15 protein-coding genes and 1 pseudogene are annotated in these 26,628 nt (G+C 73.0%); 7 read left to right on the forward strand and 9 right to left on the reverse strand.

The window, feature by feature from the left end; genetic code table 11:
* Positions 1-4 precede the first annotated feature (4 nt).
* Positions 5-1,069, forward strand: coding sequence for a Gfo/Idh/MocA family oxidoreductase (locus tag ACFV1J_RS31960; protein ID WP_385863948.1), 1,065 nt, complete (start codon positions 5-7; stop codon positions 1,067-1,069).
* On the opposite strand, the gene ACFV1J_RS31965 is transcribed toward ACFV1J_RS31960, so the two are convergent.
* Positions 1,005-1,628 carry a DedA family protein gene (locus ACFV1J_RS31965; protein ID WP_385863950.1) on the reverse strand — a complete coding sequence of 208 codons (624 nt, stop codon included), beginning with the start codon at positions 1,626-1,628 and terminating at the stop codon, positions 1,005-1,007. The two genes, ACFV1J_RS31960 and ACFV1J_RS31965, sit on opposite strands and share 65 nt — an antisense overlap.
* Positions 1,629-1,882: 254 nt before the next feature.
* Here ACFV1J_RS31965 and ACFV1J_RS31970 point away from each other — a divergent pair, with 254 nt between their 5' ends.
* Positions 1,883-2,170: a heavy-metal-associated domain-containing protein gene (locus ACFV1J_RS31970; RefSeq protein WP_385863951.1), complete on the forward strand. Its 288-nt coding sequence runs from the start codon at positions 1,883-1,885 to the stop codon at positions 2,168-2,170.
* 524 nt (positions 2,171-2,694) lie between these two features.
* Here the strand turns inward: ACFV1J_RS31970 and ACFV1J_RS31975 are convergent.
* The 5 genes and pseudogenes from ACFV1J_RS31975 to ACFV1J_RS31995 all read right to left on the reverse strand — a co-directional run bounded on the left by ACFV1J_RS31975 (position 2,695) and on the right by ACFV1J_RS31995 (position 9,963).
* Positions 2,695-3,984 (reverse strand): citrate synthase, encoded by a 1,290-nt coding sequence (locus ACFV1J_RS31975; protein ID WP_385863953.1) that lies wholly within the window; start codon positions 3,982-3,984, stop codon positions 2,695-2,697.
* A 177-nt stretch (positions 3,985-4,161) separates the two neighbouring features.
* Positions 4,162-6,372, reverse strand: coding sequence for an ATP-dependent RecD-like DNA helicase (locus ACFV1J_RS31980; RefSeq protein ID WP_385863955.1), 2,211 nt, complete (start codon positions 6,370-6,372; stop codon positions 4,162-4,164).
* 269 nt (positions 6,373-6,641) lie between these two features.
* Entirely contained in the window at positions 6,642-7,574 is a 933-nt protein-coding gene (locus ACFV1J_RS31985; protein ID WP_385863957.1) for a sugar phosphate isomerase/epimerase family protein, read from the reverse strand.
* Between the two features lie 116 nt (positions 7,575-7,690).
* Positions 7,691-8,815: pseudogene (locus tag ACFV1J_RS31990) on the reverse strand (dihydrodipicolinate synthase family protein); the annotation flags it as partial.
* Positions 8,812-9,963 carry a Gfo/Idh/MocA family protein gene (locus ACFV1J_RS31995; protein ID WP_385863960.1) on the reverse strand — a complete coding sequence of 384 codons (1,152 nt, stop codon included), beginning with the start codon at positions 9,961-9,963 and terminating at the stop codon, positions 8,812-8,814. The gene ACFV1J_RS31995 and the pseudogene ACFV1J_RS31990, both read right to left, overlap by 4 nt.
* Positions 9,964-10,597: 634 nt before the next feature.
* On the opposite strand from ACFV1J_RS31995, the gene ACFV1J_RS32000 reads away from it, so the two are divergent.
* The 3 genes from ACFV1J_RS32000 (at position 10,598) to ACFV1J_RS32010 (ending at position 14,709) form a co-directional block, all read left to right on the forward strand.
* Positions 10,598-11,632, forward strand: coding sequence for a GNAT family N-acetyltransferase (locus ACFV1J_RS32000; RefSeq protein ID WP_385863962.1), 1,035 nt, complete (start codon positions 10,598-10,600; stop codon positions 11,630-11,632).
* 193 nt (positions 11,633-11,825) lie between these two features.
* Positions 11,826-12,788 carry a sugar phosphate isomerase/epimerase family protein gene (locus ACFV1J_RS32005; RefSeq protein ID WP_385864005.1) on the forward strand — a complete coding sequence of 321 codons (963 nt, stop codon included), beginning with the start codon at positions 11,826-11,828 and terminating at the stop codon, positions 12,786-12,788.
* A 94-nt stretch (positions 12,789-12,882) separates the two neighbouring features.
* Positions 12,883-14,709: a glycoside hydrolase family 3 protein gene (locus ACFV1J_RS32010; protein WP_385863965.1), complete on the forward strand. Its 1,827-nt coding sequence runs from the start codon at positions 12,883-12,885 to the stop codon at positions 14,707-14,709.
* Between the two features lie 92 nt (positions 14,710-14,801).
* Here the strand turns inward: ACFV1J_RS32010 and ACFV1J_RS32015 are convergent, their stop codons facing one another.
* The 3 genes from ACFV1J_RS32015 to ACFV1J_RS32025 all read right to left on the reverse strand — a co-directional run bounded on the left by ACFV1J_RS32015 (position 14,802) and on the right by ACFV1J_RS32025 (position 23,449).
* Positions 14,802-16,223 carry a S28 family serine protease gene (locus ACFV1J_RS32015; RefSeq protein ID WP_385863967.1) on the reverse strand — a complete coding sequence of 474 codons (1,422 nt, stop codon included), beginning with the start codon at positions 16,221-16,223 and terminating at the stop codon, positions 14,802-14,804.
* A 264-nt stretch (positions 16,224-16,487) separates the two neighbouring features.
* A complete protein-coding gene (locus ACFV1J_RS32020) occupies positions 16,488-20,393 on the reverse strand; it encodes an ABC transporter ATP-binding protein (protein WP_385863968.1) in 3,906 nt (1,301 codons plus the stop codon).
* Between the two features lie 203 nt (positions 20,394-20,596).
* Entirely contained in the window at positions 20,597-23,449 is a 2,853-nt protein-coding gene (locus ACFV1J_RS32025; RefSeq protein ID WP_385863970.1) for a discoidin domain-containing protein, read from the reverse strand.
* Positions 23,450-23,702: 253 nt separating this feature from the next.
* On the opposite strand from ACFV1J_RS32025, the gene ACFV1J_RS32030 reads away from it, so the two are divergent.
* Positions 23,703-24,512 carry an ATP-binding cassette domain-containing protein gene (locus ACFV1J_RS32030; RefSeq protein ID WP_385863973.1) on the forward strand — a complete coding sequence of 270 codons (810 nt, stop codon included), beginning with the start codon at positions 23,703-23,705 and terminating at the stop codon, positions 24,510-24,512.
* Positions 24,484-26,562, forward strand: a complete 2,079-nt coding sequence (locus ACFV1J_RS32035; RefSeq protein ID WP_385863975.1) for a YhgE/Pip family protein — start codon at positions 24,484-24,486, stop codon at positions 26,560-26,562. The genes ACFV1J_RS32030 and ACFV1J_RS32035 overlap by 29 nt, the downstream gene beginning before the upstream one ends.
* The last annotated feature ends 66 nt before the right edge of the window (positions 26,563-26,628 follow it).

Genomic DNA, 26,628 nt, shown 5'->3' on the forward strand with positions numbered 1-26,628 from the left:
AGAAGTGAAGATCGGCCTCATCGGCACCGGGCGCATCGGCGCGTTCCATGCCAAGACCCTTCAGCAGGTTCCCGGCGTCACCGACCTGGTGGTCGCCGATGCCGATCCGGCGCGGGCCGCGTCACTGGCGGCGACGCTGGGCGTGCGCGCGGCCGCGGGCCTGGCGGAGCTGTACGCGGAAGGCCTGGACGGGGTGGTGATCACCGCCGCGACCAGTGCGCACGCCGCCCTGATCCATCAGGCGCTGGACGCCGGGGTGCCGGTCTTCTGCGAGAAGCCGGTCGCCCTGGACGTGGCGGGCACGATCGGCGTCGTGGAGCGGGCGCGGGCGGGCTCGGTGCCGGTCCAGGTCGGCTTCCAGCGGCGCTTCGACGCGGGGTACCGGGCCGCCCGTGAGGCGCTGCGGTCGGGCGAGCTGGGCTGGTTGCACACCCTGCGCGCCTGCACCAGTGACCAGGCCCCGCCGCCGGCCGCGTACATCCCCAGCTCGGGCGGACTGTTCCGGGACTGTTCCATCCACGATTTCGACGTGCTGCGCTGGCTCACCGGCCGCGAGGTGGTCTCGGTCTTCGCGCAGGGCGCCAACCGCGGGGCGTCCTTCTTCGCCGACGGCGACGACGTCGACACCTGTGCGGCGCTGCTGCGCTTCGACGACGACACCCTGGCGACGGTCACGGCGACCCGCTACAACGGCGCGGGGCACGACGTCCGCCTGGAGGTGTGCGGTTCGCGGGGCGCCCGGATCGTCGGTCTCGACGACCGTGCGCCGTTGCCGTCGGCGGAGCCGCGGCTGTCGTGGCGGCGGGCGGCCGCCCCGTACGCGACGTTCATGGAGCGCTTCCACGATGCGTACGTCACCGAGCTGGGTGCCTTCGCCGAGGTGGCGGCGGGGCGGGCGGCGAACCCGTGTCCGCCCGCGGAGGCGCTGGAGGCGCTGTACGTGGCGGAGGCGTGTGAGCGGTCCCGGCGGTCCGGTGCGCCGGTGGCGCTCGCCGACGTCCGCGCTACGGCCGGTCCGGCAGCCCCGAACGGTCCGGCGGGGGCAGGCACGGCGGACGGGCGGCGGTAGCCGCGCGGCGGGCCGCCCGGCGGCGGCCGGCCCACTGAAGGGCGCTGGCGATGGCGGCGACCGCGCAGGAGACGCCCAGGCCGAGGGCGGCGGCGTACAGCGGGCTGCCGGCGGTGGCGCTGCCGAGGTAGCCGAGGCCGACCGAGTACGCCGCCCAGGTCGCCTCGGCGATGCCGGCGCCGAGGAGGTACCGGCGCAGCGGGTAGCGGAGGATGCCGGCGGCCAGCGCGCCGGCGATCCGGCCGCTGGGGAGGAACCGCACGGCGATCAGGAACGGGACGCCGTACCGCTCGATGCGCCGGGAGGTGCGGTCCAGGAGGGCGCGGCGGCGCGGGTTGCGCCGCAGCCAGTCCCGTACGGGTCCGCCGAAGCGCCGGGCGGCGAGGAACATCAGCACATCCCCGGCGAGCGCGCTGCCCGCCACGGTGAGCAGGACCAGGGGGAGGAAGAGGGCGCCCCGGGAGGCGAGGACGCCGGCGGAGACGAGCAGGGCGGAGTTGGGGACGAGGGGCGGCAGGGTGGTGAGCGCCAGTAGGGCGTAGAAGGCGAGTACGGCCATGTGCCGCCTCCTCGGATCGGCTCCGCGTCCGTATCCCCAGGCTGACGCGTGGCGGGGGGTGCGGCAACGTGACGGGGTGCCCCTGTCGGGAAGCGACCTGCAAGCGACCTGCAAGCGACCTGCCCCGAAAGCGGCGTCCCACGGCCGGGAACCGGCATGCCCCGCTTGGATCCATACCCCCTAGGGGTATAGAGTGGCCAGCGTTGGTCGAAGCTCGGACAGAAGCTCGGACATCTGCCCCACGAGGAGAACCCATGGCTGAGAACAGCTCCTGCTGCACCCCGGAAGGCTCCTGCCACTCCGGTGCCGTCGACGCCCCGGCCGCCGCGGTGACCGCGACGTACCAGGTCACGGGCATGACCTGTGGTCACTGCGAGGGGGCGGTGGCGTCGGAGATCTCGGAGATCCCGGGCGTGAGCGCGGTGCAGGCGGTCGCGGCCACCGGGCTGGTGACGGTCACCTCCAAGGCACCGCTGGACGAGGAGGCGGTGCGGGCGGCCGTCGACGAGGCGGGGTACGAGTTGGTGGGCCGGGCGGCCTGATTCCGGTTCGCCGGTCCGCGTGCGGCGGATGCGGGTCGCCGCCTTCCGAGGTGCCGCGACCCGCGCCGCCAGGCGCAACCATTCAAATGTTCACATAATCGCCACAGTTGACACAACGCCCACACTCCGGGACACAACACCCATACCCCAGGGCCCCGATCTCCAGATCGAGGGCCTTGACCGTATTCGCCCCCATATGGCAAGAGACCCAGATCACACTCATCGCAACGTAACCATTGAGGGGGGTCGCGAGTCTAACCGGGCAGTGCAGGCACCCCGGCGGGTCTTGCACTGCACCAGCCGTGTCGGTCTTGGGGGACCGTGCCACGGCTACGCGTGGCCGGGGCGACGTGCCCGGGGAGCTTTGAGCGGCCCTCCCGATGTGCGCGTCCCGGCGGAGCGCGGTGCAACCCGGAACGCCCGGACGGATCCCGTGGGGGGAATCCAACCGGGACAAGGGAAGCGCCCCGCACTCTGGACCCGTGGGGGGATCCGGAGGCGGGGCGCTTTTCGCTTTTGGGGCGTCAGCGCTGCTCGACCGGCACGAAGTCGCGCTCGATGATGCCGGTGTAGATCTGGCGCGGGCGGCCGATGCGGGAGCCCGGCTCCTTGATCATCTCGTGCCACTGGGCGATCCAGCCGGGGAGCCGGCCGAGCGCGAAGAGCACCGTGAACATCTCGGTCGGGAAGCCCATGGCCCGGTAGATCAGACCGGTGTAGAAGTCGACGTTCGGGTAGAGCTTGCGCGAGACGAAGTAGTCGTCGGAGAGCGCGTGCTCCTCCAGCTTGAGGGCGATGTCCAGCAGCTCGTCGGACTTGCCGAGCGCGGAGAGGACGTCGTGCGCCGCCGCCTTGATGATCTTCGCCCGGGGGTCGAAGTTCTTGTAGACGCGGTGCCCGAAGCCCATGAGCTTCACGCCGTCTTCCTTGTTCTTCACCTTGCGGATGAAGGCGTCGACGTCGCCGCCGTCGCGCTGGATGCGCTCCAGCATCTCCAGCACGGACTGGTTGGCGCCGCCGTGCAGGGGGCCCCACAGGGCGTTGATGCCGGCGGAGATCGAGGCGAAGAGGTTCGCCTGCGAGGAGCCGACCAGGCGGACCGTGGAGGTCGAGCAGTTCTGCTCGTGGTCGGCGTGCAGGATCAGCAGCTTGTCCAGGGCGCTGACGACGACCGGGTCGAGCTCGTAGTCGGCGGCGGGCACCGAGAAGGTCATCCGCAGGAAGTTCTCGACGTAACCGAGGTCGTTGCTCGGGTAGACGACCGGGTGGCCGACGGACTTCTTGTAGGCATAGGCAGCGATCGTCGGGAGCTTGGCCAGCAGCCGGATCGTGGAGATGTGGCGCTGCTGCTCGTCGAACGGGTTGTGGCTGTCCTGGTAGAAGGTCGACAGCGCGCTGACCACCGAGGACAGCATCGCCATCGGGTGGGCGTCCCGGGGGAAGCCGTCGTAGAAGCGCTTGACGTCCTCGTGGAGCAGGGTGTGGTAGGTGATGTCCTGCTTGAAGGCCGACAGCTCGTCGACGGTGGGCAGCTCACCGTTGATGAGGAGGTACGCGGTCTCGACGAACGTGCTGCGCTCCGCGAGCTGCTCGATCGGATACCCGCGGTAACGAAGAATTCCCTGCTCACCATCGAGATAGGTGATCGCGGATTTGTATGCCGCGGTGTTGCCGTAACCGGAATCCAGGGTCACCAGACCGGTCTCGGCGCGCAGCTTCGAGATATCGAAGCCCTTGTCGCCGACCGTGCTGTCGACGACCGGGTAGCTGTATTCGCCGTCCCCGTAACGCAGTACTACAGAGTTGTCGCTCACGTCATCCCTCACCGACGTTGTGCCTCTTCTTCGAGGTGCCCTGACTGCCTATACCTTCCCCCATTTGGACCTTGGATGTGCACTCGGGGTCGGCCATAGGGCCGCATTACGGCACTCAGTGCCGCGTCAGTGTCCCATCCTGCTCCCGTTCGCCCTGATTGGGAAAGAGGAGTGACATCACATCGCCCCGGCGAGCCGGTGAGCCAGCGCCGTACCCCGCCGACCGGCGGAAACCGTGCGGACGGCCTGACCCAGGGCCTTACGGGAGCCGACCAGCACCACCAAGCGCTTTGCCCGGGTGACGGCGGTATACAGCAAATTGCGCTGCAGCATCATCCAGGCGCTGGTGGTGACCGGAATCACCACCGCTGGATACTCACTACCCTGCGAGCGATGGATCGTCACGGCATAGGCGTGGGCGAGTTCGTCGAGTTCGTCGAAGTCGTACGGGACCTCCTCGTCCTCGTCCGTGCGGACCGTCAGCCGCTGCTCCACCTCGTCCAGGGCGGTGACCACGCCCACGGTGCCGTTGAAGACGCCGTTACGGCCCTTTTCGTAGTTGTTCCTGATCTGGGTGACCTTGTCGCCCACCCGGAAGACCCGGCCGCCGAAGCGCCGCTCGGGCAGGTCGGGGCGGGCGGGGGTGACGGCCTGCTGGAGCAGACCGTTCAGCGCGCCCGCTCCGGCCGGGCCGCGGTGCATCGGCGTCAGCACCTGGACGTCCCGGCGCGGGTCGAGTCCGAACTTCGCCGGGATGCGGCGGGCCGCGACGTCCACGGCGAGCCGCCCGGTCTCCTCATTGTCCTCCTCCGCGAACAGGAAGAAATCGGTCAGCCCGGTGGTCAGCGGCGGGACGCCGGAATTGATGCGGTGGGCGTTGGTGACCACGCCGGACTGCTGGGCCTGCCGGAAGATCCGGGTCAGCCGGACCGCCGGCACGGGGCCGGAGGGGGCCAGCAGGTCCCGCAGGACCTCCCCCGCCCCGACGGACGGCAGCTGGTCGACATCGCCCACCAGCAGCAGATGGGCGCCCGGCGGGACCGCCTTGACGAGCTTGTTGGCCAGCAGCAGGTCCAGCATGGACGCCTCGTCGACGACCACCAGATCGGCGTCCAGCGGCCGGTCCGCGTCGTACGCGGCGTCCCCGCCGGGCTTGAGCTCCAGGAGGCGGTGGACCGTGGAGGCCTCCGCGCCGGTCAGCTCCGACAGCCGCTTGGCGGCCCGGCCCGTGGGCGCGGCCAGCACGACGGTGGCCTTCTTGGCGCGGGCCAGCTCGACGACGGAGCGGACCGTGAAGGACTTGCCGCAGCCCGGGCCGCCGGTGAGCACCGCGACCTTCCGGGTCAGCGCCAGCCGCACCGCCTCCTGCTGCTCGGGGGCCAGCTCGGCGCCCGTACGGCGGGCCAGCCAGGCCAGCGCCTTGTCCCAGGCGACGTCCTGGAACGCCGGCATCCGGTCCTCGTCGGTGCGCAGCAGCCGGGTCAGCCGCCCGGCGAGGGAGATCTCCGCGCGGTGGAACGGCACCAGATAGACGGCGGTGACCTCCGCGCCGTCCTCCCCGGCCGGCACCTTCTCGCGCACCACACCCTCCGGCTCGGCGGCCAGCTCGGCCAGGCAGTCGATCACCAGGCCGGTGTCCACCTGGAGCAACTTGACCGCGTCGGCGATCAGTTGCTCCTCGGGCAGGAAGCAGTGGCCCTGGTCCGTGGACTGCGACAGGGCGTACTGCAGGCCGGCCTTGACCCGGTCCGGGCTGTCGTGCGGGATCCCGACGGACCGGGCGATGCGGTCGGCGGTCAGGAAGCCGATGCCCCAGACGTCGGCGGCGAGCCGGTAGGGCTGGTTGCGGACGACGGAGATCGAGGCGTCGCCGTACTTCTTGTAGATCCGCACGGCGATGGAGGTGGACACCCCGACGCCCTGGAGGAAGACCATGACCTCCTTGATGGCCTTCTGTTCCTCCCAGGCGTCCGCGATCTTCTTGGTCCGCTTGGGGCCGAGCCCCGGCACCTCGATGAGCCGCTTCGGCTCGTGCTCGATGATGTCGAGGGTGTCGACTCCGAAGTGCTGGGTGATCCGGTCGGCGAAGACCGGGCCGATGCCCTTGACCAGGCCCGAGCCGAGATAGCGGCGGATGCCCTGGATGGTGGCGGGCAGCACCGTGGTGTAGTTCTCCACGGTGAACTGCTTGCCGTACTGCGGGTGGGAGCCCCAACGGCCCTCCATCCGCAGGGATTCGCCCACCTGCGCCCCCAGCAGCGCGCCCACGACGGTCAGCAGGTCGCCCGAGCCCCGGCCGGTGTCGACCCGCGCGACGGTGTAGCCGTTCTCCTCGTTGGCGTACGTGATCCGCTCCAGGACCCCTTCCACCACGGCTGTGTTGACCATGCCCCGACGGTACCGCCGGGGTCCGACAACGCGGCCCGGGCCTCGCGGTCCGACCTCGCGGCGCGGTGGCGCGGTGTCGGTGGATCACCGGTGGTGCGGCGTCGGCGGATCTCCGTCGAGGGGCCCGTCCCCCCAAGGTCGGGCCCCTCGATTCCCCCTCCCGTGCCGGCCCCGGATCCCCCCGGATCCCTCCCCCTTGCGGGGCCAGCGTCAGCTATGACCTCCGTCGACCGTGAACGGTTGCGCGCATCCGCTGAGTTATTTCGTTGTCACCCGTTGTACGAATTCCGTTCACCTGTCGCCGTCGGTGCGGAGTCCGGCCGGGCAGCGACGTGCCGGCGGAAACGGTCCACGATCTCGGCCAGTGCCTCGGTGCCGTCGCGGGCCCACAGTGCCGGGTTGAAGATCTCCACCTCGATCGGCCCCCGGTAGCCGGCCGCCTCGACGCGCTCCCGGAACCAGCGCAGGTCCACCACGCCGTCCCCCAGTTGCCCGCGGCCCAGCAGGACGCCCTCCGGGAGCGGGGTGACCCAGTCGGCCAGCTGGAAGGCGGCGATGCGTCCGGCGGCCCCGGCGCGGTCGATCTGCGCCCCGGCCGTGTCGTCCCACCACAGGTGGTAGGTGTCCACGACGACCCCGACCCGGTCCGCGGGGAACCGCTCGGCGAGGTCCAGCGCCTGGGCGAGGGTGGAGACCACGCACCGGTCCGCCGCGTACATCGGGTGCAGCGGTTCGATCGCCAGCCGTACGCCCCGGTCCGCGGCGTACGGCGCCAACTCGCCCAGGGCGTCCGCGATCCGCTCCCGGGCGCCGGGCAGGTCCCGGCTGCCGGCCGGCAGTCCGCCCGAGACCAGGACCAGGGTGTCCGTCCCCAGGGCGGCGGCCTCGTCGACGGCCGCCCGGTTGTCGGCCAGGGCCGCCGCCCGCTCACCGGGGTCGAGCGCGGTGAGGAACCCTCCCCGGCACAGGCTGCTGACCCGCAGCCCGGCCGCGCGGACGAGCCGGGCGGCCGCGGCCACGCCGTACGCCTGCACGGGCGCGCGCCACAGCCCGACGGCGGGGACCCCGGCCCGTACGCAGCCGTCGGCCAGTTCGGGCAGCGACCACTGCCGGAGGGTCTCCTGGTTGAGGCTCAGCCGGGAAAGGGAGGTGGGGCCGGTGCGGTCGGTGATACGGGTGAGGTGGGTGCGGTCGTCGGTCATGCGGGGGCTCCGCTCTGGTGCGCGGTGCCGGGGGTCTCCGCCTCCGGGCCGGCGCTCTTCGCTGCCGCGCCGGGGGTGTTCTTCGCCGTGCCCGGAGGCGGCCAGGTGTCCTCGGCGCCGTATACGGACAGCAGCCGGCGCATCCGGTGGGCGGCCAGGTCCGGGTCCGGGAACAGGCCGAGCTCCGCGGCGAGTTCGTGGGCGCGGCGCAGATGGGGCAGCGAACGGGCCGACTGCAGGCCGCCGACCATGGTGAAGTGCGACTGGTGGCCCGCCAGCCAGGCCAGCAGGACGACCCCGGTCTTGTAGTGGCGGGTGGGTTCCTGGAAGAGGTGGCGGGCCAACGGGACGGTGGGGTCGAGGAGTTCACGGAAGGCGGCCGGGTCACCGGTGTCGAGGCGGCGGACCGCCTGCGCGGCCAGGGGGGCCAGCGGGTCGAAGACGCCGAGCAGGGCGTGGCTGAAGCCCTGGTCGTCGCCGGCGATCAGCTCGGGGTAGTGGAAGTCGTCGCCGGTGTAGCAGCGCACGCCGGGCGGCAGACGGCGGCGCAGCGCGATCTCCCGCCGGGCGTCCAGCAGGGAGAGCTTGACGCCGTCGACCTTGCCGGGGTGGGCGGCGATGACCGCGAGGAGGGTGTCGGTGGCGGCGTCCAGGTCGGCCGAGCCCCAGTAGCCGGCCAGCGCCGGGTCGAACATCGGGCCCAGCCAGTGCAGCACGACCGGTTGGGCGGCCTGGCGGAGGAGGTGGCCGTAGAGGTCCAGGTAGTCCTCGGGGCCGCGGGCCGCGGCGGTGAGCGCCCGGGAGGCCATCAGGACGGCCTGCGCGCCGGCGTCCTCGACGACGGCGAGCTGCTCCTCGTAGGCGGCCCGGATCTCGGCGAGCGAGCCGCCGGTGAGCTGGTCGGTGCCGGCGCCGCAGACGAGCCGGCCGCCGGCCGCGCGGGCCTCGGCGCCGGAGCGGCGGATGAGTTCGGCGGCGACGGCCCAGTCCAGGCCCGTGCCGCGCTGTGCGGTGTCCATCGCCTCGGCCACGCCCAGGCCGTGCGACCAGAGGTGGTGGCGGAAGGCGAGGGTGGCGTCCCAGTCGAGGGCGGCGGGCCCGTCCGGGGTGGTGTCGGCGTACGGATCGGCGACGACGTGGGCGGCGGCGAAGACGGTGCGGGAGGGCGACGGGGGCCGGGCTGCGGGCGCCGCGGCGGCCGCGGGCCCACCGGTGGCGCGGCCGGGCGTCGGGGCGGTCACCGGGCGAGCTCCGGGACGTCCAGGCGGCGGCCCTCCGCGGACGACCGGGCGCCCAGTTCGGCGAGTTGGACGCCGCGGGCGCCGGCCGCCAGGTCCCAGCGCCAGGGCTCGTCGCGGACGACATGGCGCAGGAAGAGCTCCCACTGCGCCTTGAAGCCGTTGTCGAAGTCGGCGTTGTCGGGGACCTCCTGCCACTGCGCGCGGAACGGTTCGGTGGCCGGGAGGTCGGGGTTCCAGACCGGTTTGGGGGTGACGGAGCGGTGCTGCACCCGGCAGCCGCGCAGTCCGGCGACGGCGGAGCCCTCGGTGCCGTCGACCTGGAACTCCACGAGTTCGTCGCGGTGCACCCGGACCGCCCAGGAGGAGTTGATCTGCGCGACGATGCCGCCGGCCAGTTGGAACACGGCGTAGGCGGCGTCGTCGGCGGTGGCGTCGTACGGGGTGCCGGACTCGTCCCAGCGGCGCGGGAGGTGGGTGGTCAGCTGCGCCTGGACGGTCCGGACCGGGCCGAACAGTTCGTGCAGTACGTACTCCCAGTGCGGGAACATGTCGGCCGCGATGCCGCCGCCGTCCTCGGCCCGGTAGTTCCAGGAGGGGCGCTGGGCCTGCTGCCAGTCGCCCTCGAAGACCCAGTAGCCGAACTCGCCGCGTACGGACAGGATGCGGCCGAAGAAGCCGCCCTCGACGAGGCGGCGGAGTTTGCGCAGGCCGGGGAGGAAGAGCTTGTCCTGGACGACGCCGTTCTTGACGCCGGCCTCCTGGGCGAGCCGGGCGAGTTCGAGGGCGCCGGCGAGGCTGCTCGCGGTGGGCTTCTCGACGTAGAGGTGCTTGCCGGCCGCGATCGCCTTCTTCACCGCCTCCTCGCGGGCGGCGGTGATCTGGGCGTCGAAGTAGATCTCGACGCTGTCATCGGCCAGTACGGCGTCGAGGTCGCAGGACCGTTCCGTGAGGCCGTGCCGCTCGGCCAGGGCCCGCAGTCTGTCCGGGGAGCGGCCGACCAGTACCGGCTCGGGCCAGATGACCGTGCCGTCGTCCAGGGGGAGTCCGCCCTGGTCGCGCAGGGCGAGGAGGGAGCGGACCAGGTGCTGGCGGTAGCCCATGCGCCCGGTCACGCCGTTCATGGCGATGCGTACGGTCCTGCGTGTCACGGCCCGGCCTCTCTCCCCCTCGGGCGGGGGCGGGTTCCTCGATGGCGGGTGGAGCAGTGGCGTGGTGCAGGGGAAACGGACGTGCAGTAAGCGCTTTCTTTCGCTTTCTTTTGCTTTCTCCCGCTTTCTATCGTGGCATCGCGGGGGATGCCAGCCTGCGCGGCGGCCGGCGAACGAGGGGCGGACGTGAGCGGAACCGGAAGCAGGGGCGGGGCCCGGGGGCGCACGATGACGGTGACGCCGGCGGACGTGGCGGCCCGCGCCGGGGCTCGGCGGCGACCGTCCCGCGGGTGCTGAACGGCACCTGCCCGGTCGCCGCGAGCAGCCGCGGCCGGGTGCTGCGGGCCATCGCGGCCGGGTGCTGCGGGTGGTCGCGGCCGGGTGCTGCGGGTGGTCGAGGAGCTGGAGTACACGGCGAACTGCTGGGCAGGGACGCCCGGTTGACGGTCGTCGTGGCGGCCGACGACCGTACGGCTGCCCGCTGGCGGAGGCCGGGGCCGCGGGCCGGCCGGCCGGTGACGGGGCGGGAGGAGCGGCCGCCGGGCGGGCTGGCGAGACCGCGGGCGGAATTGAGGGTGTGCGGATCGATCTCGGTCCGCTACCCTTGACTCAGTCAATGGTGAGGTGGTCGACGATGACAACCCAAGCACCCTCCAGCCGGTCCGGCAGCGGGCCGGCCGGCACCACCGCGGCGTCCGATCCCGCCGATCCCGCCCCCGACGTCCGCGAGCTGCGCAGGTTCAACCGCTTCTACACGAACCTGATCGGCGCGCTCGACTACGGCCGGCACCTCTACACCCCCTTCACCCTCACCGAGGCGCGGGTGCTCTACGAACTCGCCCACCAGGAGCGGGTGGACGCGGCGGACCTGCGCACCTCGCTGTCCCTCGACGCCGGCTATCTCAGTCGGCTGCTCGGCAAGTTCGAGCAGCGCGAGCTGATCAGCCGGGGCAGATCAGAGCAGGACCCGCGCCGCCAGCGGATCACCCTCACCGGGGACGGCCGGGAGGCGGCCGGGCTGCTGGAGGAGCGTTCCCAGGAAGCCGCGGGCTCCCTGCTCCGGCACCTTCCGCCGGCGGACCGGGCCCGCCTGACGGACGCGATGCGGACGATACGTGCCCTGCTCGGCGACGACCGGGCGGCCACCGGCGACGCCTCTCATGGCTCCTCCCCCGAGGTCACCCTGCGCACCACCCGTCCCGGTGACCTCGGCTGGATGGTCGAGCGGAACGCCGCGCTCTACGCCGCCGAGTACGGCTTCGACCTGAGCTACGAGGCGCTGGTGGCCCGGATCGTCGCGGAGTACGCCGAGGACTTCGACCCTCGGTGGGACCGCACCTGGGTGGCGGAGCTGGCCGGTGCCCGGGCCGGTGCGGTGATGTGCGTACGGGACGGCCGTCCGGGCGTGGCCCGGTTGCGGCTGCTGCTGGTGGAGCCGTCCGCGCGGGGCCACGGCGTGGGGCGGCAACTCGTCGACGCCTGTGTCGATTTCGCGCGGGGCGCCGGGTACGAGGAGATGGTGCTGTGGACGAACTCCGTCCTCGGCGCGGCCCGCCGGATCTATCAGCGGGCCGGGTTCGAGCTGGTCTCGGAGACACCGCACCACAGCTTCGGCCAGGAGCTGGTCGGCCAGGACTGGCGGCTGTCGCTGCGCGGGGCGGCCACGTAGGACGACGACGGGGGACGACCACGGGGCGGCCACGTAGGACGACCACGGGGGCGACCACGGAGAGAGGAGCGCGGGCATGACCGGAACGGACGGCACGGCGGACACGGGCGGCGGCACCCAGGCCGGGGGCCAGCGCGGCGGCGGTGTCGGCAGCACCCCGCCCGCCGGTCCGGGCCGGGCGGCGGCGCCCCCGTTGCGGCTGGCGTTCTCCACGCTCGGGGTGCCGGGCATGCCGGTCGCCGACGTGGTGCGGCTGGCCGCCGGGGCCGGCTATCAGGGAGTGGAGCTGCGGGCCCATCCGGAGGAGCCGGTGCATCCACTGATCGGGGCCCGCGAGCGGACCGCGGTGCGCGCGCAGTGCGCGGCGGCGGGCGTGGAGATCCTGGCCGTGGCCGGGTACGCCCGGGTCGCGGCCGAGCGGGACGCGGCGGGTGAGGAGGAGCTGGCGCAGGAGCTGGCCGAGCTGGTGCTGCTCGCCGCGGATCTGGGGGCGCCGTATGTGCGGGTGTTCCCCGGCGGCGGGGAGCGGCCGGCGGACGCGGCGGACGCGGATGCCGCCCGGCGGCTCGCGGCGGTGGCGCCGCTCGCGGCCGAGCGGGGCGTCCGGGTGCTGCTGGAGACCCATGACTCGCACGGCACGGGCGCGGCCGCCGCACGGGTGCTGGGCCTGGTCGGGCACCGCAGCGTCGGCGCGCTGTGGGACGTGCTGCACACCTGGCGCGGCGGTGAGCGGCCCGCCGACACCCGCGCCGCGCTCGCGCCGTATCTGGGCTATGTGCAGGTCAAGGACGTGGTGTCGGCGGCGGATCCGCGTCCGGTGCCGCTCGGTGCGGGCGCCCTGCCGCTGGCGTCCGCGCTGGCCGCGCTCGGGCCGGAGCCGGCGGCGACGCACGGTCCGGTGCCGGCGCCGGAGGGCGGTTACGGCCTGGGGGCGGGCGGCTGGCTGTGCTGGGAGTACGAGAAGCGCTGGTTCCCGGAGGCGCCCGAGCTGCCCGGGTTGCTGGCCGCGGGCCGGGACCATCTGCGGCAGTTGCTCGACGGGGTGGCGGCCGGTGCACCGGCGGGTGGTGACGCCGCCGGCGCGGCTCCGGTGGTCCCTCCCACAGCGCCGGCCGGCGTGCAAGAGGAGGGCGGCACCCCCGGTCGGAGTGATTGACCGACAATAGTTTTCCGGCTATCCGTGTCTCCTTGGAAGTTTCCTTCAACGAGTCCTGTTTCCAGGTCGAGGAAGCCCTCCGGAAGGAGCGCGGATGCACTCCAGACGTACCGTTCTGACCACCGCGGCCGGTGCCGTCGCCGCCTGTGCGGCGGGTGCCGGACCCGCCGTGGCGGCGCCCGTCACCGGGCGCCGGCCCGCCCCCGATGCCGCCGCCCGGGACCGGCTGCGCCGCCTGATCGCCCGGATGACCCCGGAGGAGAAGGTCGGCCAGCTGTTCGTGATGCGGGTCTACGGCCACTCGGCGACCGACCCCGACCCGGCCGACGCGGCCGACAACCAGAAGGAGATCGGGGTCGCCAACGCGGCGGAGCTGATCGCGAAGTACCACGTCGGCGGCATCATCTACTTCGGCTGGGCGCACAACACCCGTGAGCCGCACCAGATCGCCGAGCTGTCCAACGGCATCCAGAAGGCCGCCGCCGCGCTGCGCGTGCCGGTGCCGGTGCTGATCTCCACGGACCAGGAGCACGGCATAGTGGCCCGGGTCGGTGCGCCCGCGACGCTGTTCCCCGGCGCGATGGCGCTCGGCGCCGGCGGCTCCCGCGAGGACGCCCGTACGGCGGGCCGGATCGCCGGGCAGGAGCTGGCCGCCATGGGCATCCGGCAGGACTACGCGCCGGACGCGGACGTGAACGTCAACCCGGCCAACCCGGTCATCGGCGTGCGGTCCTTCGGCGCCGATCCGCAAGCGGTGGCCCGTATGGTCGGCGGGCAGGTGAGGGGCTATCAGGAGGGCGGGGTGGCCGCCTGCGCCAAGCACTTCCCCGGGCACGGCGACACCGACACCGACAGCCATGTGGGGCTGCCGTACATCCACCACACCGCCGAGGAGTGGGAGCGGCTGGACGCACCGCCGTTCAAGGCCGCGATCGCCGCGGGCATCGATTCGATCATGACGGCGCACATCGTCGTGCCGGCGTTCGACGCGAGCGAGGACCCGGCGACGCTGTCCCGGCCGATCCTCACCGGTCTGCTGCGCGAACGCCTCGGCTACGACGGGGTGGTGGTGACGGACTCGCTGGGCATGGAGGGCGTACGGAAGAAGTACGGCGACGCCCGGGTGCCGGTCCTCGCGCTCAAGGCCGGCGTGGACCAGCTGCTGAACCCGCCGGACCTGTCGGTGGCGTACAGCGCCGTCCTCAAGGCGCTCCGGGACGGGGAATTGTCCGAGCGCGACCTCGACGCGAAGCTGCTGCGGATCCTGCTGCTGAAGGAGCGGCGGGGGCTGTTCGACGACCCGTACACCACCTCCCGGGACGTGGACCGCGTCGTCGGGACGCGGGGCCATCTGGCGGCCGCGGACCGGATCGCGGACCGTACGACGACGCTGCTGCGCAACGACGGCGGGGTGCTGCCGTTGTCCCGCCGGCGGGAGCGGCGGGTGCTGGTGGTGGGCGTCGACCCGGCCGCGCCGTCCGGCACCGGCGGTCCGCCCACCGCGGTCCTGGCGCGGGCGCTGGGCGAGCTGGGGTTCACGGCCACCGCGCGGTCGACGGGCATGTCGCCGACGTCCGCGCAGATCGACGCGGCGGTGGCGGCGCTCGGCGAGCGGGACGCGGTGGTGGTGGCCACGTACAACGTGGCCGCGAACTCGCCGCAACGGAAGCTGGTCGAGGCGCTGCTGGCCACCGGGAAGCCGGTGGTGCAGCTGGCGGTGCGCAATCCGTACGACATCGCGCAGCTGGCCGGGGTCCGGGCGGCGCTGGCGAGCTATTCGTGGACGGACGTGGAGCTGCGGGCGGCGGCCCGGGTGATCGCCGGGCGGCGGGATCCGGTGGGCCGGCTGCCGGTGGCGATAATGCGCGCGGACGTGCCGGAGACGGCGCTGTACCAGATCGGGCACGGTCTGTCGTACTGAGCCGCTGCGGGTACGGCGCGCTCCCCGTGGTCGCGGGGAGCGCGCCGGCCCGTCGGTCCGTCAGCCGTGGGCCGGTGGGCCCGTCCGTCCGTTCAGGGGCGGAGCATCGGCATCCGGCGGGTCTCCTGCCGGTCGAGCTTCTTGTCGGGGTGGGCCAGCGGGGCGGGGGTGGTGCCCTCGGGTGCCGGGACCCCGGCCCAGGCGAGGAGTTCGGCGGTGGCCTTGGTGCGGTCGGCGTCCTTCAGCTTGGCGATGTTGGAGCCGTGGTTGCCGCCCGGGACGGTGAAGACGTACGCGTCACGGGAGCCCTTGCCGACCTCGAAGTGCTCCGAACTCCACGGGTCGTACTGCCCGTTGACGAACATCATGCGCCGGGCGTGGTGGCGCACCCAGCGGTCGACGTCGGGCATCGCGCGCGGGTCGAAGCGCATCGGGATGTCCTTCGGCACGAAGGTGCGGGAGTTGTTGATGCCGGGGTACTTCAGCAGGCCGGCCAGGTTCGGGTAGCCGTAGCCGGGTTCGCCGAGCTGGGTGCCCGCCTGGTAGTAGTACGGCAGGTAGGGCTCCATGCCCTGGTCGGTGTAGCTGTCGAAGCCGCCGACCTTGTCCATCCACTTCCACAGCTCGTCGGTGGAGACGGTGGGCTTGGGCACCTCGGCGCAGGCGGTCTCGGCGGGCTGGTACTGCCAGAACCCGAACACCAGGTCCGTGACCATGACTTCGTAGGCCCGGTCGGCGCTGCCGGTGTTGTGGAAGGTCTGCTTCTCCTTGCCGGCCCAGTCCTGGAAGCGCTTGACCATCTCGCCGCGGCGCAGCAGGGCCTCGCGTTCGACGGCGGCGAGGTCGGCGCGGCACTGTGCGGTGCCGACGTGCCGGAAGAACCGGTCGTAGGCGGAGTCCTCGTCGTTGTTCACGTCGTTGGGCGCGACGTAGGCGACGGTGCCGTTCATGTCGTGCGGGAAGAAGCGGCGGTAGTAGGTGGCGGTCATGCCGCCCTTGCTGCCGCCGGTGGCGATCCAGTTCTTGCCGTAGATGCGGTGCAGCGCCCGGAAGATGCGGTGCTGGTCGGTGGCGGCCTGCCGGATGTCGAGCTTCTTCCAGTCGGTGGGCGTGGGCCGCGACGGGGTGAAGTACCGGTATTCCAGGGAGACCTGGTTGCCGTCGATGATCTTCGTGGGTTCGCTGCGGGACGGCGTGGTGCTGACGTTGTAGCCGGAGGTGAAGAACACCGTCGGGCGGTCCACGGACTTGTGCAGCACGGTCAGCCGCTGCTGGAAGGTCCCCTTGGACGGGTGTTCGTGGTCGATCGGCTGGGTGTAGTTCAGGACGAAGTACCGGTAGCCGTCGACCGGCTTCTCCTCGACGAGGCTCATGCCCGGTATCGCGAGGATCCGGTCCTTGATGTCCTTGGTCGTCGGCTCGGCGGCGGTGGCCGCTCCCGCCGAGGCGCTGCCGGCCGTGGCCGTGCCTATGAGCACGACGAGCGACAGCAGCCATCTGGTGGCCTTGCGCATGCACCCTCCCCTTGGGATTGCAAAGGTCGGGCCGAACCTATCGGCGCACCGGGGGCACCACCAGCCCCCGGGGGCCGTCCGGGGACCGGCGGCCGGGCCACGGGCTGCGGGGGCGCGGAGTACGGGGCGCGGGGTGCGGGGCGGCGGGGCCGCGGGGTGCGGGGCCGCGGAGGCGCAGGGGGCGGGGCGGCCGGCCTGGCCCGGTGCCCGGTCCGGGGCCCGGTCCGATGCCCGGTCCGGGGCCGGCCGCCGCGCCCAGGAGGGTCAGGCCACCAGTTCCTCTTCCTCGCCCTCGCCGGTGAAGGTGCGCCACAGCTCGGCGTAGCGGCCGTCACGGGCGAGGAGTTGGGCGTGGCTGCCGTCCTCGGCGATCCGGCCGCGGTCGAGGACCACCACCCGGTCGGCGCGGGCGGCGGTGGTCAGGCGGTGGGCCACGATCAAGGTGGTGCGCCCGCCAGGGCTCGATGAGGGGTGGTGGTCGGGCGACGGGTGGGCGGTGCGGCGGCCGGCGAGGCGGTCGGTGGCCTGGTTGACGACGGCCTCGGTGGCGAGGTCGAGGGAGGCGGTGGCCTCGTCGAGCAACAGCACGTCCGGGTCGACGAGTTCGGCCCGGGCCAGGGCGAGCAGCTGGCGCTGGCCGGCGGAGAGGTTGCGGCCGCGCTCGGCGACCTCGTGGAGGTAGCCGCCCTCCAGGGTGGCGATCATGGCGTGTGCGCCGACGGCCCGGGCGGCGGCCTCGACCTCGGCGTCGGTGGCGTCGGGCCGGCCGTAGGCGATGGCGTCGCGGACCGTGCCGGCGAAGAGGTAGGGCTCCTGCGGAACGACGCCGAGGCGGCGGCGGTAGCCGGTCAGGTCCAGCTCGCGCACATCGGTGCCGTCGACACGGACCGCGCCCGAGGTCGGGTCGTAGAACCGCGCGACCAGCTTGACCAGGGTGGACTTGCCGGCGCCGGTCTCGCCGACGAAGGCCACGGTCTGCCCGGCGGGGACGGTGAGGCTGATCCCGTCCAGCGCGGGGGTGTCCCCCGTGCCGTACCGGAAGTGGACGTCGTCGAAGGTGAGCTCGCCGCGCAGCGCGGGCACCGCGCGGGGGCGTTCGGCGGCGGGGGTGGAGGTCGGCTCGCGCAGCAGCTCCTGGATGCGGCCCAGCGAGACGGACGCCTGCTGGTAGCCGTCGAAGACCTGTGAGAGCTGCTGGACGGGGGCGAAGAACAGGTCGATGTAGAGCAGGTAGGCGACCAGCGCGCCGGCGGTGAGGGTGCCGGTGCTCACCCGGTTCGCGCCGACGATCAGCACCAGTGCCGCCGCGACGGACGACAGCAGCTGCACGAAGGGGAAGTAGATCGATATCAGGAACTGGCCGTGCACCCGGGCCCGGCGGTAGGCGTCGCTGCGGGCGGCGAACCGCTCGGCGCCGCGCCGCTCCCGGCGGAACGCCTGGACGATCCGCAGGCCGGCGACGCTCTCCTGGAGGTCGGCGTTGACGGTGCTGATCCGCTCGCGGGCGAGTTCGTACGCCTTGACGCTCTGCTTGCGGAAGAAGTACGTGCCGATGACCAGCGGCGGGAGGGTGGCGAAGACGACCAGGGCCAGCTGGACGTCGATGGCCAGGAGGGCGACGAGTATGCCGAAGAACGTCAGCATCGAGACCAGGGCGGTGACCAGTCCGGTCTGCAGGAACGTCGACAGGGCGTCGATGTCGGTGGTCATCCTGGTCATGATCTTGCCGGTCAGCTCGCGCTCGTAGTAGTCGAGGCCGAGGCGCTGCAGCTGCGCGAAGATCTTGAGGCGGAGGGCGTACAGCACCCGCTCGCCGGTGCGGCCGGTCATGCGGTTGCCGCCGAACTGGGCGGCCCACTGGACGAGGACCACGATCAGGGCGAGCACCGCGGCCGTCCACACGCCCGTCAGCACACCGCGGCGGACGCCGTCGTCGATGCCCTGCCGGATCAGGACGGGCAGCAGCAGTCCGGCGACCGCGTCGACGGCGACCAGGGCCAGGGCGACGGCCAGCGGGGCGCCGAAGCCGTGCAGCAGCCGGCGCAGGCCGTAGGAGCGCTCGGGGCGGACGGCCCGGTCCTCGTCGATGTCCGGGGTGTCGGTGGCCGGCGGGAGCGCGGCGACCTGGTCGAGCAGGGCGGGGGTGGCGGCCAGGCCGGCGGTCGCGGCGGCCATGCCGGGGCCGGTGGCGGCGGCCGCGCGGGGCGCCACACCGGCCGCGCCGGCCTCGGCGTCCTGTTCGCGGCGGACCCACAGTTCGGGGGTGATGGTGTCGGCCGGCCCGGTGGTCTCCGGTGCGGCGGTCTCCGCCTCGTCGGTGCCGGGTGCGTACCCGTACTCCAGCAGCCCGCTGGCCGCGAACTCGCCGTCGAAGGCGCCGGCCAGCTCGCCCGCCGGGTCCCGCTGGACGCCGCCCAGTTCCTCCGGGTCGGTCAGCAGCTCGCGGTAGAGCGGACATCGCTCGGCCAGCTCCTCCTGGGTGCCGACGTCGACCAGCCGTCCGCCGTCGAGGACGGCGATCCGGTCGGCGAGCGCCAGGGTGGAGGCGCGGTGCGCGATGAGCAGGGTGGTCCGGCCCGCCATGACGCCGCGCAGCGCCTCGTGGATCTCGTGCTCGACGCGGGCGTCGACGGCTGAGGTGGCGTCGTCGAGGACCAGCAGCCGGGGGTCGGTGAGGATCGCGCGGGCCAGGGCGATGCGCTGCCGCTGGCCGCCGGAGAGGGTCAGGCCCTGTTCGCCGACCTCGGTGTCGTAGCCGTGGGGCAGCTCGGAGATGAAGCCGTCGGCCTGCGCGGCGCGGGCCGCGGCCCGGATCTCGGCGTCGGTGGCGCCGGGGTTGCCGTAGGCGATGTTGGCGCGCAGGGAGTCGGAGAACAGGAAGCTGTGCTCGGGGACCAGGCCGATGGCGGCGCGCAGCGAGGCGAGGGTGAGGTCGCGGACGTCGTGGCCGCCGAACAGGACGCGGCCGGCGGAAACGTCGTAGAAGCGGGGCAGCAGCAGGGAGACGGTGGATTTGCCGCTGCCGGACGTGCCGACCACGGCGACCGTCTCGCCGGGCTCGATGCGCAGGGAGAAGCCGTCGAGGACCGGGCGGGCGCCGTCGCCGGTGCCGTAGCCGAAGGTCACCTCGTCGAACTCGACGGTGGCCGGGGCGTCGGCGGGCAGTTCGTGGGCGTCGGGCCGTTCCGTCAGCGCCGGTTCGGTGTCGATGAGCTCGTAGACCCGCTCGACGCCGGCCCGGGCCTGCTGTCCGACGGTCAGCATCATCGCGAGCATCCGGACCGGGCCGACCAGCTGCGCGAGGTAGGTGGAGAAGGCGACGAAGGTGCCGAGGGTGACCTGGCCGCGGGTGGCCATCCAGCCGCCGAGGGCCAGCATCGCGACCTGGCCGAGGGCGGGCACGGCCTGCAGGGCGGGGGTGTAGCGGGCGTTGAGGCGGACCGTGCGCAGCCGGCCGGCGAACAGCCGGCGGCCGGCCGCGCGGAGCTTGCCGGTCTCCTGCTCCTCCTGGCCGAAGCCCTTGACGACCCGGACGCCGGAGACCGCGCCGTCCACGACGCCGGCGACCGCGGCGGCCTGGCCCTGGGCGTACCAGGTGGCGGGGAAGAGTTGGGCGCGGCTGCGCTTGGCGATGAACCACAGGGCGGGCGCGACGGCCAGCGCGATGACCGTGAGCAGCGGGGAGAGCACCGCCATCACGACCAGGGAGATCACGAAGAGCAGGACGTTCCCGATCATCATCGGGAGCATGAACAGCAGGCTCTGGATCAGCTGGAGGTCGCTGGTGGCGCGGCCGACGACCTGGCCGGTGCTCAGCTCGTCCTGACGGCGGCCGTCGAGCCGGGATATCGCGCCGTACATGCGGGTGCGCAGGTCGTGCTGGAGGTCCAGGGCGAGGCGTCCGCCGTAGAAGCGGCGGAGGTAGGTGAGGACGTAGACGACCACGGCGGCGGCGATCAGCAGGCTCGCCCAGGGGGCGAGGGCCCGCCGGTGGCTGACGATGACGTCGTCGATGATCAGCTTCGGTACGAGCGGGACCAGTGCCAGCACGGCCATGCCGGCCAGTGAGGCCCCGAGGGCGAGCAGCACGTCCTTCCGGTACCGCCAGCAGTCCCGGGTCAGCCGCCGTGCCCAGCCGGTCCCCGCCGTATCCGCGTCCGTCCTCGCCACCCGATGCCTCCCACGCCTCGACGTCTACCGCAAGGCACCAACACCGTCCGGTATGAATTTCATCCCGCTGCAACAATCCGGTGGTTGTGGACCGGATCGTGCGCCGTGCGCAGCACGCCGTGCGCCGGCCGGCCCAGAGGGACCGGCCGGCGCACAGCCTGGAAACGGGAGCCTCGGTCAAGCGGGATGACCAGGCGGGTCGCTCAGTTCAGCCGCTGCACGGTCAGCTCCGAGATGCCCGGGTGCGGCCGGGGCTTCCCGTCGGGCGCCGGCGTCCGGTCGCCGTGCACCGTGACCCGGACGTACCGGACCGGGCCGTGGCCGGCCGAGGCGGCGTCCGTCCAGTGCCTGCCGTCCCGCGACACCTGGACGAGGAAGGACTTCGGGCGGGCCGAGGTCCAGTGCGGGGTGATCCTGCCGATCCGGGTGGCCCGGCCGAGGTCGACGGTGAGGGTGCCGTCCGCCGCGCCCGGCACCCAGCCGGTGGTGGCGTTGCCGTCCACCGCGCCGACCGCGTACATCCCGGGCTCTTCCGAGGTGGCGCTCGCCGGGGTGCAGCGGGCGGCGTTCGTGGTGGCCGCGAGGTCGGGCCGGCGGGTCTTCAGGACGGCCGGTACGCCGCGGCTGACGACCTGCTCACCCTGGGGCGACTCGATCCGCATCGGCGCACCCGAGGTCAGCCGCACGGTGGTCTGGTGCGCACCGATGGCGATGTCGTAGGTCCGGCCCTGCCAGTGCAGACCGCGCAGGGTGACGCCGTCGGCGAGCTGCGGCGGGAGCAGCGGGTCGAGGTGCACCCGGTCCTCGCGCAGCCGCAGCCCGGTCAGACCGTTGGTGAAGGTCTGCAGGAAGCCGCCCTTGCCGGTGAGGAAGTCCTGCGCGGGCCGGCCGGCGTGCGGGTCGTCGGCGCCGGCCTTGTTGCCGCGCGCCTCGGAGAACTGCGCGAACGGCCCGCGCACGAACGGCTTGATGGAGCGGAGCAGGTAGGTGTACGTGGAGCAGCCGGGCTCGCCGATGCCCGCGGCGTCGATGGCGTGCACCGAGTCGGTCATGGCCGGGCCGTCCGGGTCGGTGTGCGCGGCGTAGAAGTCCAGCGTGCGGGCCGCCCGGTCCTGCGACATCGGCCATTCCAGCGGGTACATCAGCAGCACGGTGTCGGCCTGCTTGATGGTGGTGCCCCGGTAGCCGGCGTACTGCTCGAAGATCTTCTTCTTCGCGTCGTAGGGGATGCGCAGCTTGTCGGCGATGGTGTTCCAGGAGGCCGGGGCCCGCTCGCCGAGGACGGCGGCGATCCGGGTGGCGTGGCGCAGGGCGGTGGCGGCGCCGGCGTTGGTGAAGACGCCGTCGTTGACGCCGTTGCTGTACTCGTCGGGCCCGGCGACGTTCTTGATCGAGTAGCTGCCGTCGGCGTTACGGGTGGCGCGGGAGGCCCAGAATTCGGCGATGCCCTTCAGGACCGGCCAGCCGCGCGAGCGCAGCCAGGCGGTGTCCTTGGTGGCGAGGTAGTACTGCCAGGTGGCGAGGGAGATGTCGCCCATCAGGTGGTTCTGGGTCTTGCAGTGCGGCGGGTCCCAGCTGTGGCACTCGTTCCACAGATCGCCCTTGCTGCCGCTGGTCCAGGCGTAGAACAGCCCGTCGTAGCCGAGCTTGCGGGCGTTCTCGCGGGCGCCGGCGCGGGTCTTGTAGCGGTAGTCGACGATCGACCGGGCGAGGTCGGGGTGGGTGGCGAGCAGGCCCGGGTACATCCAGGTCTCGGCGTCCCAGAAGATCTCACCGGCGTAGTTGTCGCTGGTCAGGCCGGTGGGGCCGATGCTGTTGCGGCTGCCGGCGCGGACGCTGGACAGCAGGCCGTACTGCGCCGAGCGGACCCAGGTCCGCAGGTCGCGCTGCCCCTCGACCTCGATGTCGCTGCGCCACAGCTGCCGCCAGGCGGCGGTGTGCCGGGCGAACAGCTGCTGCCAGCCGCGGCGGGCGGCGCGCCGGGAGGCGGCGTCGGCGGCGGCGCGCGGGTGGCGCGAGGTGAGCGCGGTGTCCACGCCGACGTACTTGGCCAGTTCGTAACTGCGGCCGCTGCGGACCGGGAAGGTCACCTGCTGGCGGTTGCTGAGGGAGGCGGTCCGGCCGGAGCCCGGGGCCTTGGGGGCCGCGGTGGCCCGGACGCCGGGCCCGGGGCGCAGGGTGGAGGCCACCGCGCCCTCGGTGCGGGTGCCGTCCGTGCAGAAGCCGACGTCGATGGTGCCGCCGGACGCGTCCGTGGCGGCGGAGGGGGCGCCGGAGGCCGTCATCCGGCGGGCGCCGCGGCCGTCGAGGGCGTCGGTGACGGTGGCGGCGCCGCTCCAGTGGGGCGTCATGCGCAGCCGTACGGCGCCGGTGTGCGCGTCGGTGCGGTCGGTGAGCACGTCGTAGACCAGGTCGGTGCGGCGGCCGTCGGCGGCCGTCCAGGTCAGCGAGGTACGGACGAAGCCGCAGCGCAGCGAGAGGGACTGCCGGTAGTGCGAGATCCGGCCGGGTGCGGTGGCCGAGGAGAAGGTGTCGGGGTGGGCTCCGCCGGTGCCGACGTTCAGCGTGGTCCAGGTGGGGAGCGCGGCGATGGCCTGGCGGCCCTGGACGTTCTTGGGGCCCTTGGCGTAGAGCCCGGAGACGAAGGAGCCGTCGTAGGCGGGCGTCTTCAGGGGCCAACCGGTTGCGCCGCCGGGGGCCGCGTAGCCGGTGCCGTTGGGCGGGACGCGCTGGCCGAGGTAGCCGTTGCCGACGAAGGCGTGGTAGCTGTCCGCCGGGTCGATCGTGCCGGAGGTGGCGGTCCAGCCGTCACCGTCGTGGCCGCTCAGACAGGGGCCGTGCGGGCCGTGCGGACCGTCCGAGCCGGTGGCCGGTCCCGGCGGCGGCCCTCCTGCCGGGGCCGCGGCCGAGGCGGAGACCGGCGCGAGGACCGCGACCAGGGCGGCCGCGAGGAGCGGTGCGAGGGCCGTGCGGGAGCGGCGGGCGGTGCGGCCGGGAGGTGGCCCGGCCGGGTCCCGGGACGGCAGACGGGCGGGGTGACGTGTCGAATCTTCCATGGTTCTCCGTCATCCATGAAGAGCCCGTGCCGCGGGTCCGCGCCACGGGCACCACGTGAACATCATCAGGCCCCCGCCATGAGGGCACCCTAGGCCGACTCCCCCATTCAGGTCACGGCTCCAAACGGAGCAAATACCCCGGGACGCGCCCCGCTTGCCGTCCCCGGGTCCGCCAAAGCTCGCCGATTGGTCAAAAGGGCCCCGGGTACGGCACACTTTTAGACTGACCAGTCAGATCAAATGGGGAGGGGTTGTGAACACCACCCGCAAGGGGGCGGCGGTCCACGCCAAGGGGATAGGGGTGCGGGGCCCACGCGGCTGGGCATTCCGGGGCGTCGACATCACCGCCGAGCCGGGCTCGCTGATCGCCGTCGAGGGCCCCTCGGGCTCCGGGCGCACCTGCCTGCTGCTCGCCCTGACCGGCCGGATGCGGATCACCGAGGGCGCGGCCACGGTCGCCGGCTTCCCGCTGCCCAAGCGGATGGGCACGGTCCGCGGCCGTACCGCGCTCGCCCACGTCCCGGGCGTCGCCGATCTGGAACCGGCCCTCACCGTCGGCGAACACCTCAAGGAACAAGCCCTGTTGGGCCGCCGGAGCGCCAACTCCCCCGCCGGGCTGCTGCCCTGGGGCAAGCGGCACAAGGAGGCCACCCGGGCCCGGATCGACGCCGCGCTGGCGGTCGCCGGACTCGACCCGGACACCCTCCCCAAGGGCCTGCGGACCACCGTCCGCGACCTGGAACGGCCGGCGGCACTGCGGCTGTCGATCGCGCTCGCGCTCATGCAGGACCCGCAGCTGCTCGCCGTCGACGACGTCGACCTCAAACTGTCCCCGGCCGAACGCGGCCTGGTCTGGCAGCTGTTGCGGGACCTCGCGCTGGCCGGCATCACCGTGGTCGCGGCCGGCAGCGAAGCCCCCGCGGACGCACTGATCGTCCGCACCACCCCCGCGGACACCGCACGGCCCGCGGACACCGCCCCGGACCAGGACGGCCCGGAGCCCACCCCCCACACCACCGAGGAGGAAGCGGCGCATGCGTTCGCCGAAGCTGGCCGCGCTTGAGCTCAGGCGTTTCGGCCGGGGGAAGCTGCCCCGGATCGGGCTGGTCACCCTGATGCTGATCCCCCTGCTCTACGGGGCGCTGTACCTCTGCTCCTTCTGGGACCCCTACGCCCGCCTGGACAAGATCCCGGTGGCGCTGGTCAACGACGACCGGGGCGCCACCGCCGCCGGCAAGAAGATCGCCGCCGGCGACGAACTGGCCAAGAACGTCAAGGACAGCAAGACCTTCGACTGGGAGGAGGTCAGCGCCGAGGACGCCGCCAAGGGCGTCGAGGACGGCACGTACTACCTCTCCCTGACCGTCCCGGCGGACTTCAGCAAGCGGATCGCCTCCAGCTCCGGCGACGACCCGCGGACCGGCGCGCTCCAGGTCCGTACGAACGACGCCAACAACTACGTCGTCGGCTCGATCTCCAAGACCGTCTTCTCCGAGATCCGCGCGAAGACCTCGGCGACGTCGACCCGCGGCATGCTGGACAAGATCTTCGTGTCCTTCTCCGACCTGCACGACAAGACGGCCGAGGCCGCCGACGGCGCCGGGAAGGTCGACGACGGGGTCGGCACCGCGAAGGAGAAGACCGGCGAACTCGCCGACGGTCTGGGCAAGTTGGACAAGGGCTCCGGCCAGGTCAGCAAGGGCGCCGCGGAAGCCGCGGCGAAGGCCCGGCAGCTCAGCCGGGGCGCCGGCCAGGTCGCCGACGGCACCCAGCAGCTCGCCGACAAGGTCCAGGGCCTGGCCCGCAAGGACCTGCCCTACCTCCGGGAGCACGGCAAGGAGATCGGCGAGCGGGCGCAGCTCGTCGCCGACCTCACCCAGGACCTCGACGACGACCTCGGCAAGCTGCCGGGCGACTCCGCCCGGGCCGCCACCCAGGCGCGGAAGAACGCCGACGACGCCGCGGACCTCTACCGCCAGCGCTGCGGCGGACTGGTCGACACCGACCCCGACTGCACCAAGCTGAAGGGCATCGCGCAGGGCACCGCGCTCGCCGCCGACGCCGCCGAGAAGGTCAACGACACCGTCGCGCACGCCGACTTCGGACAGCTCCGCCGCAAGCTGCGCGCACTGCACCGGGTCGCCGTGGAGGTCGCCGAGCAGGCACCGGGCATCGCCGGCCGCGCCGACACCGCCATCAGCAAGATCAACCAGCTCAACGCGGGCGCCCACCAGGTCTCCCGGGGCGCCGGCCAGTTCGCCGACGGCCTGGTCACCCTCGCCGACGGCGCCGGCAAGGTCCACAGCGGGCTCGGCACCGCCAAGGACGGCGCCGAGAAGCTCACCGGCGGCCTGTTCAAGCTCAAGGACGGCACCAACGAGCTGGCCGACGGGCTGCACAGCGGCGTCGGCAAGATCCCCGACTACGACAAGAAGGACCGCGACGCCCGCACCGAGGTGATGGCCGACCCGGTCGCCCTCGCCGCCAAGTCGCTGCACAAGGCGCCCAATTACGGCACCGGCCTCGCGCCCTACTTCATCCCGCTGTCCCTCTGGGTCGGCGCGATGGTCGCCTTCATGCTGCTGCCGCCGCTGGGCAAGCGCGCGCTGGCCGCGGGCGCCCCGGGCTGGCGGATCGCGCTCGGCTCCTGGCTGCCGGCCTTCGCCATCGGCGTCGTCCAGGTGCTGGCCCTGATGGCCGTGCTCCACTGGGGCCTCGGGCTGGAAATGGCCCGCTCGGCCGCCACCATCGGCTTCCTGGTGCTGGCCACGGCCGCGTTCACCGCCATCATCCAGCTGCTGAGTGCCTTCTTCGGCCCGGCCGGCCGGGTGCTCACCCTGGTCGTACTGATGCTCCAGCTGACCTCGGCGGGCGGCACCTACCCGGTGCAGACCAGCCCCGGCTTCTTCGCCGCCCTGCACCCCTTCCTGCCGATGAGCTACGTCGTCGACGGGCTGCGCCGGCTGATCACCGGCGGCGACCTGGCCGTCGTGTGGCAGGGCAGCGCGGTCCTCGCCGCGTTCGCCCTCGGCGCCCTGGCCCTCACCGCCCTCGCGGCGCGCAGCCGCCAGGTCGTACGGATGAAGGACCTGCATCCGGAGCTCAGCCTCTAGGAAGCCCGCGTCGGACGTCCCCACGGTGCGGTGCCGGTCCTCCGGCACCGCACCCGTGCGTTTCGG

The organism is Streptomyces sp. NPDC059649 (genome assembly GCF_042734445.1).
Classification (GTDB): domain Bacteria; phylum Actinomycetota; class Actinomycetes; order Streptomycetales; family Streptomycetaceae; genus Streptomyces.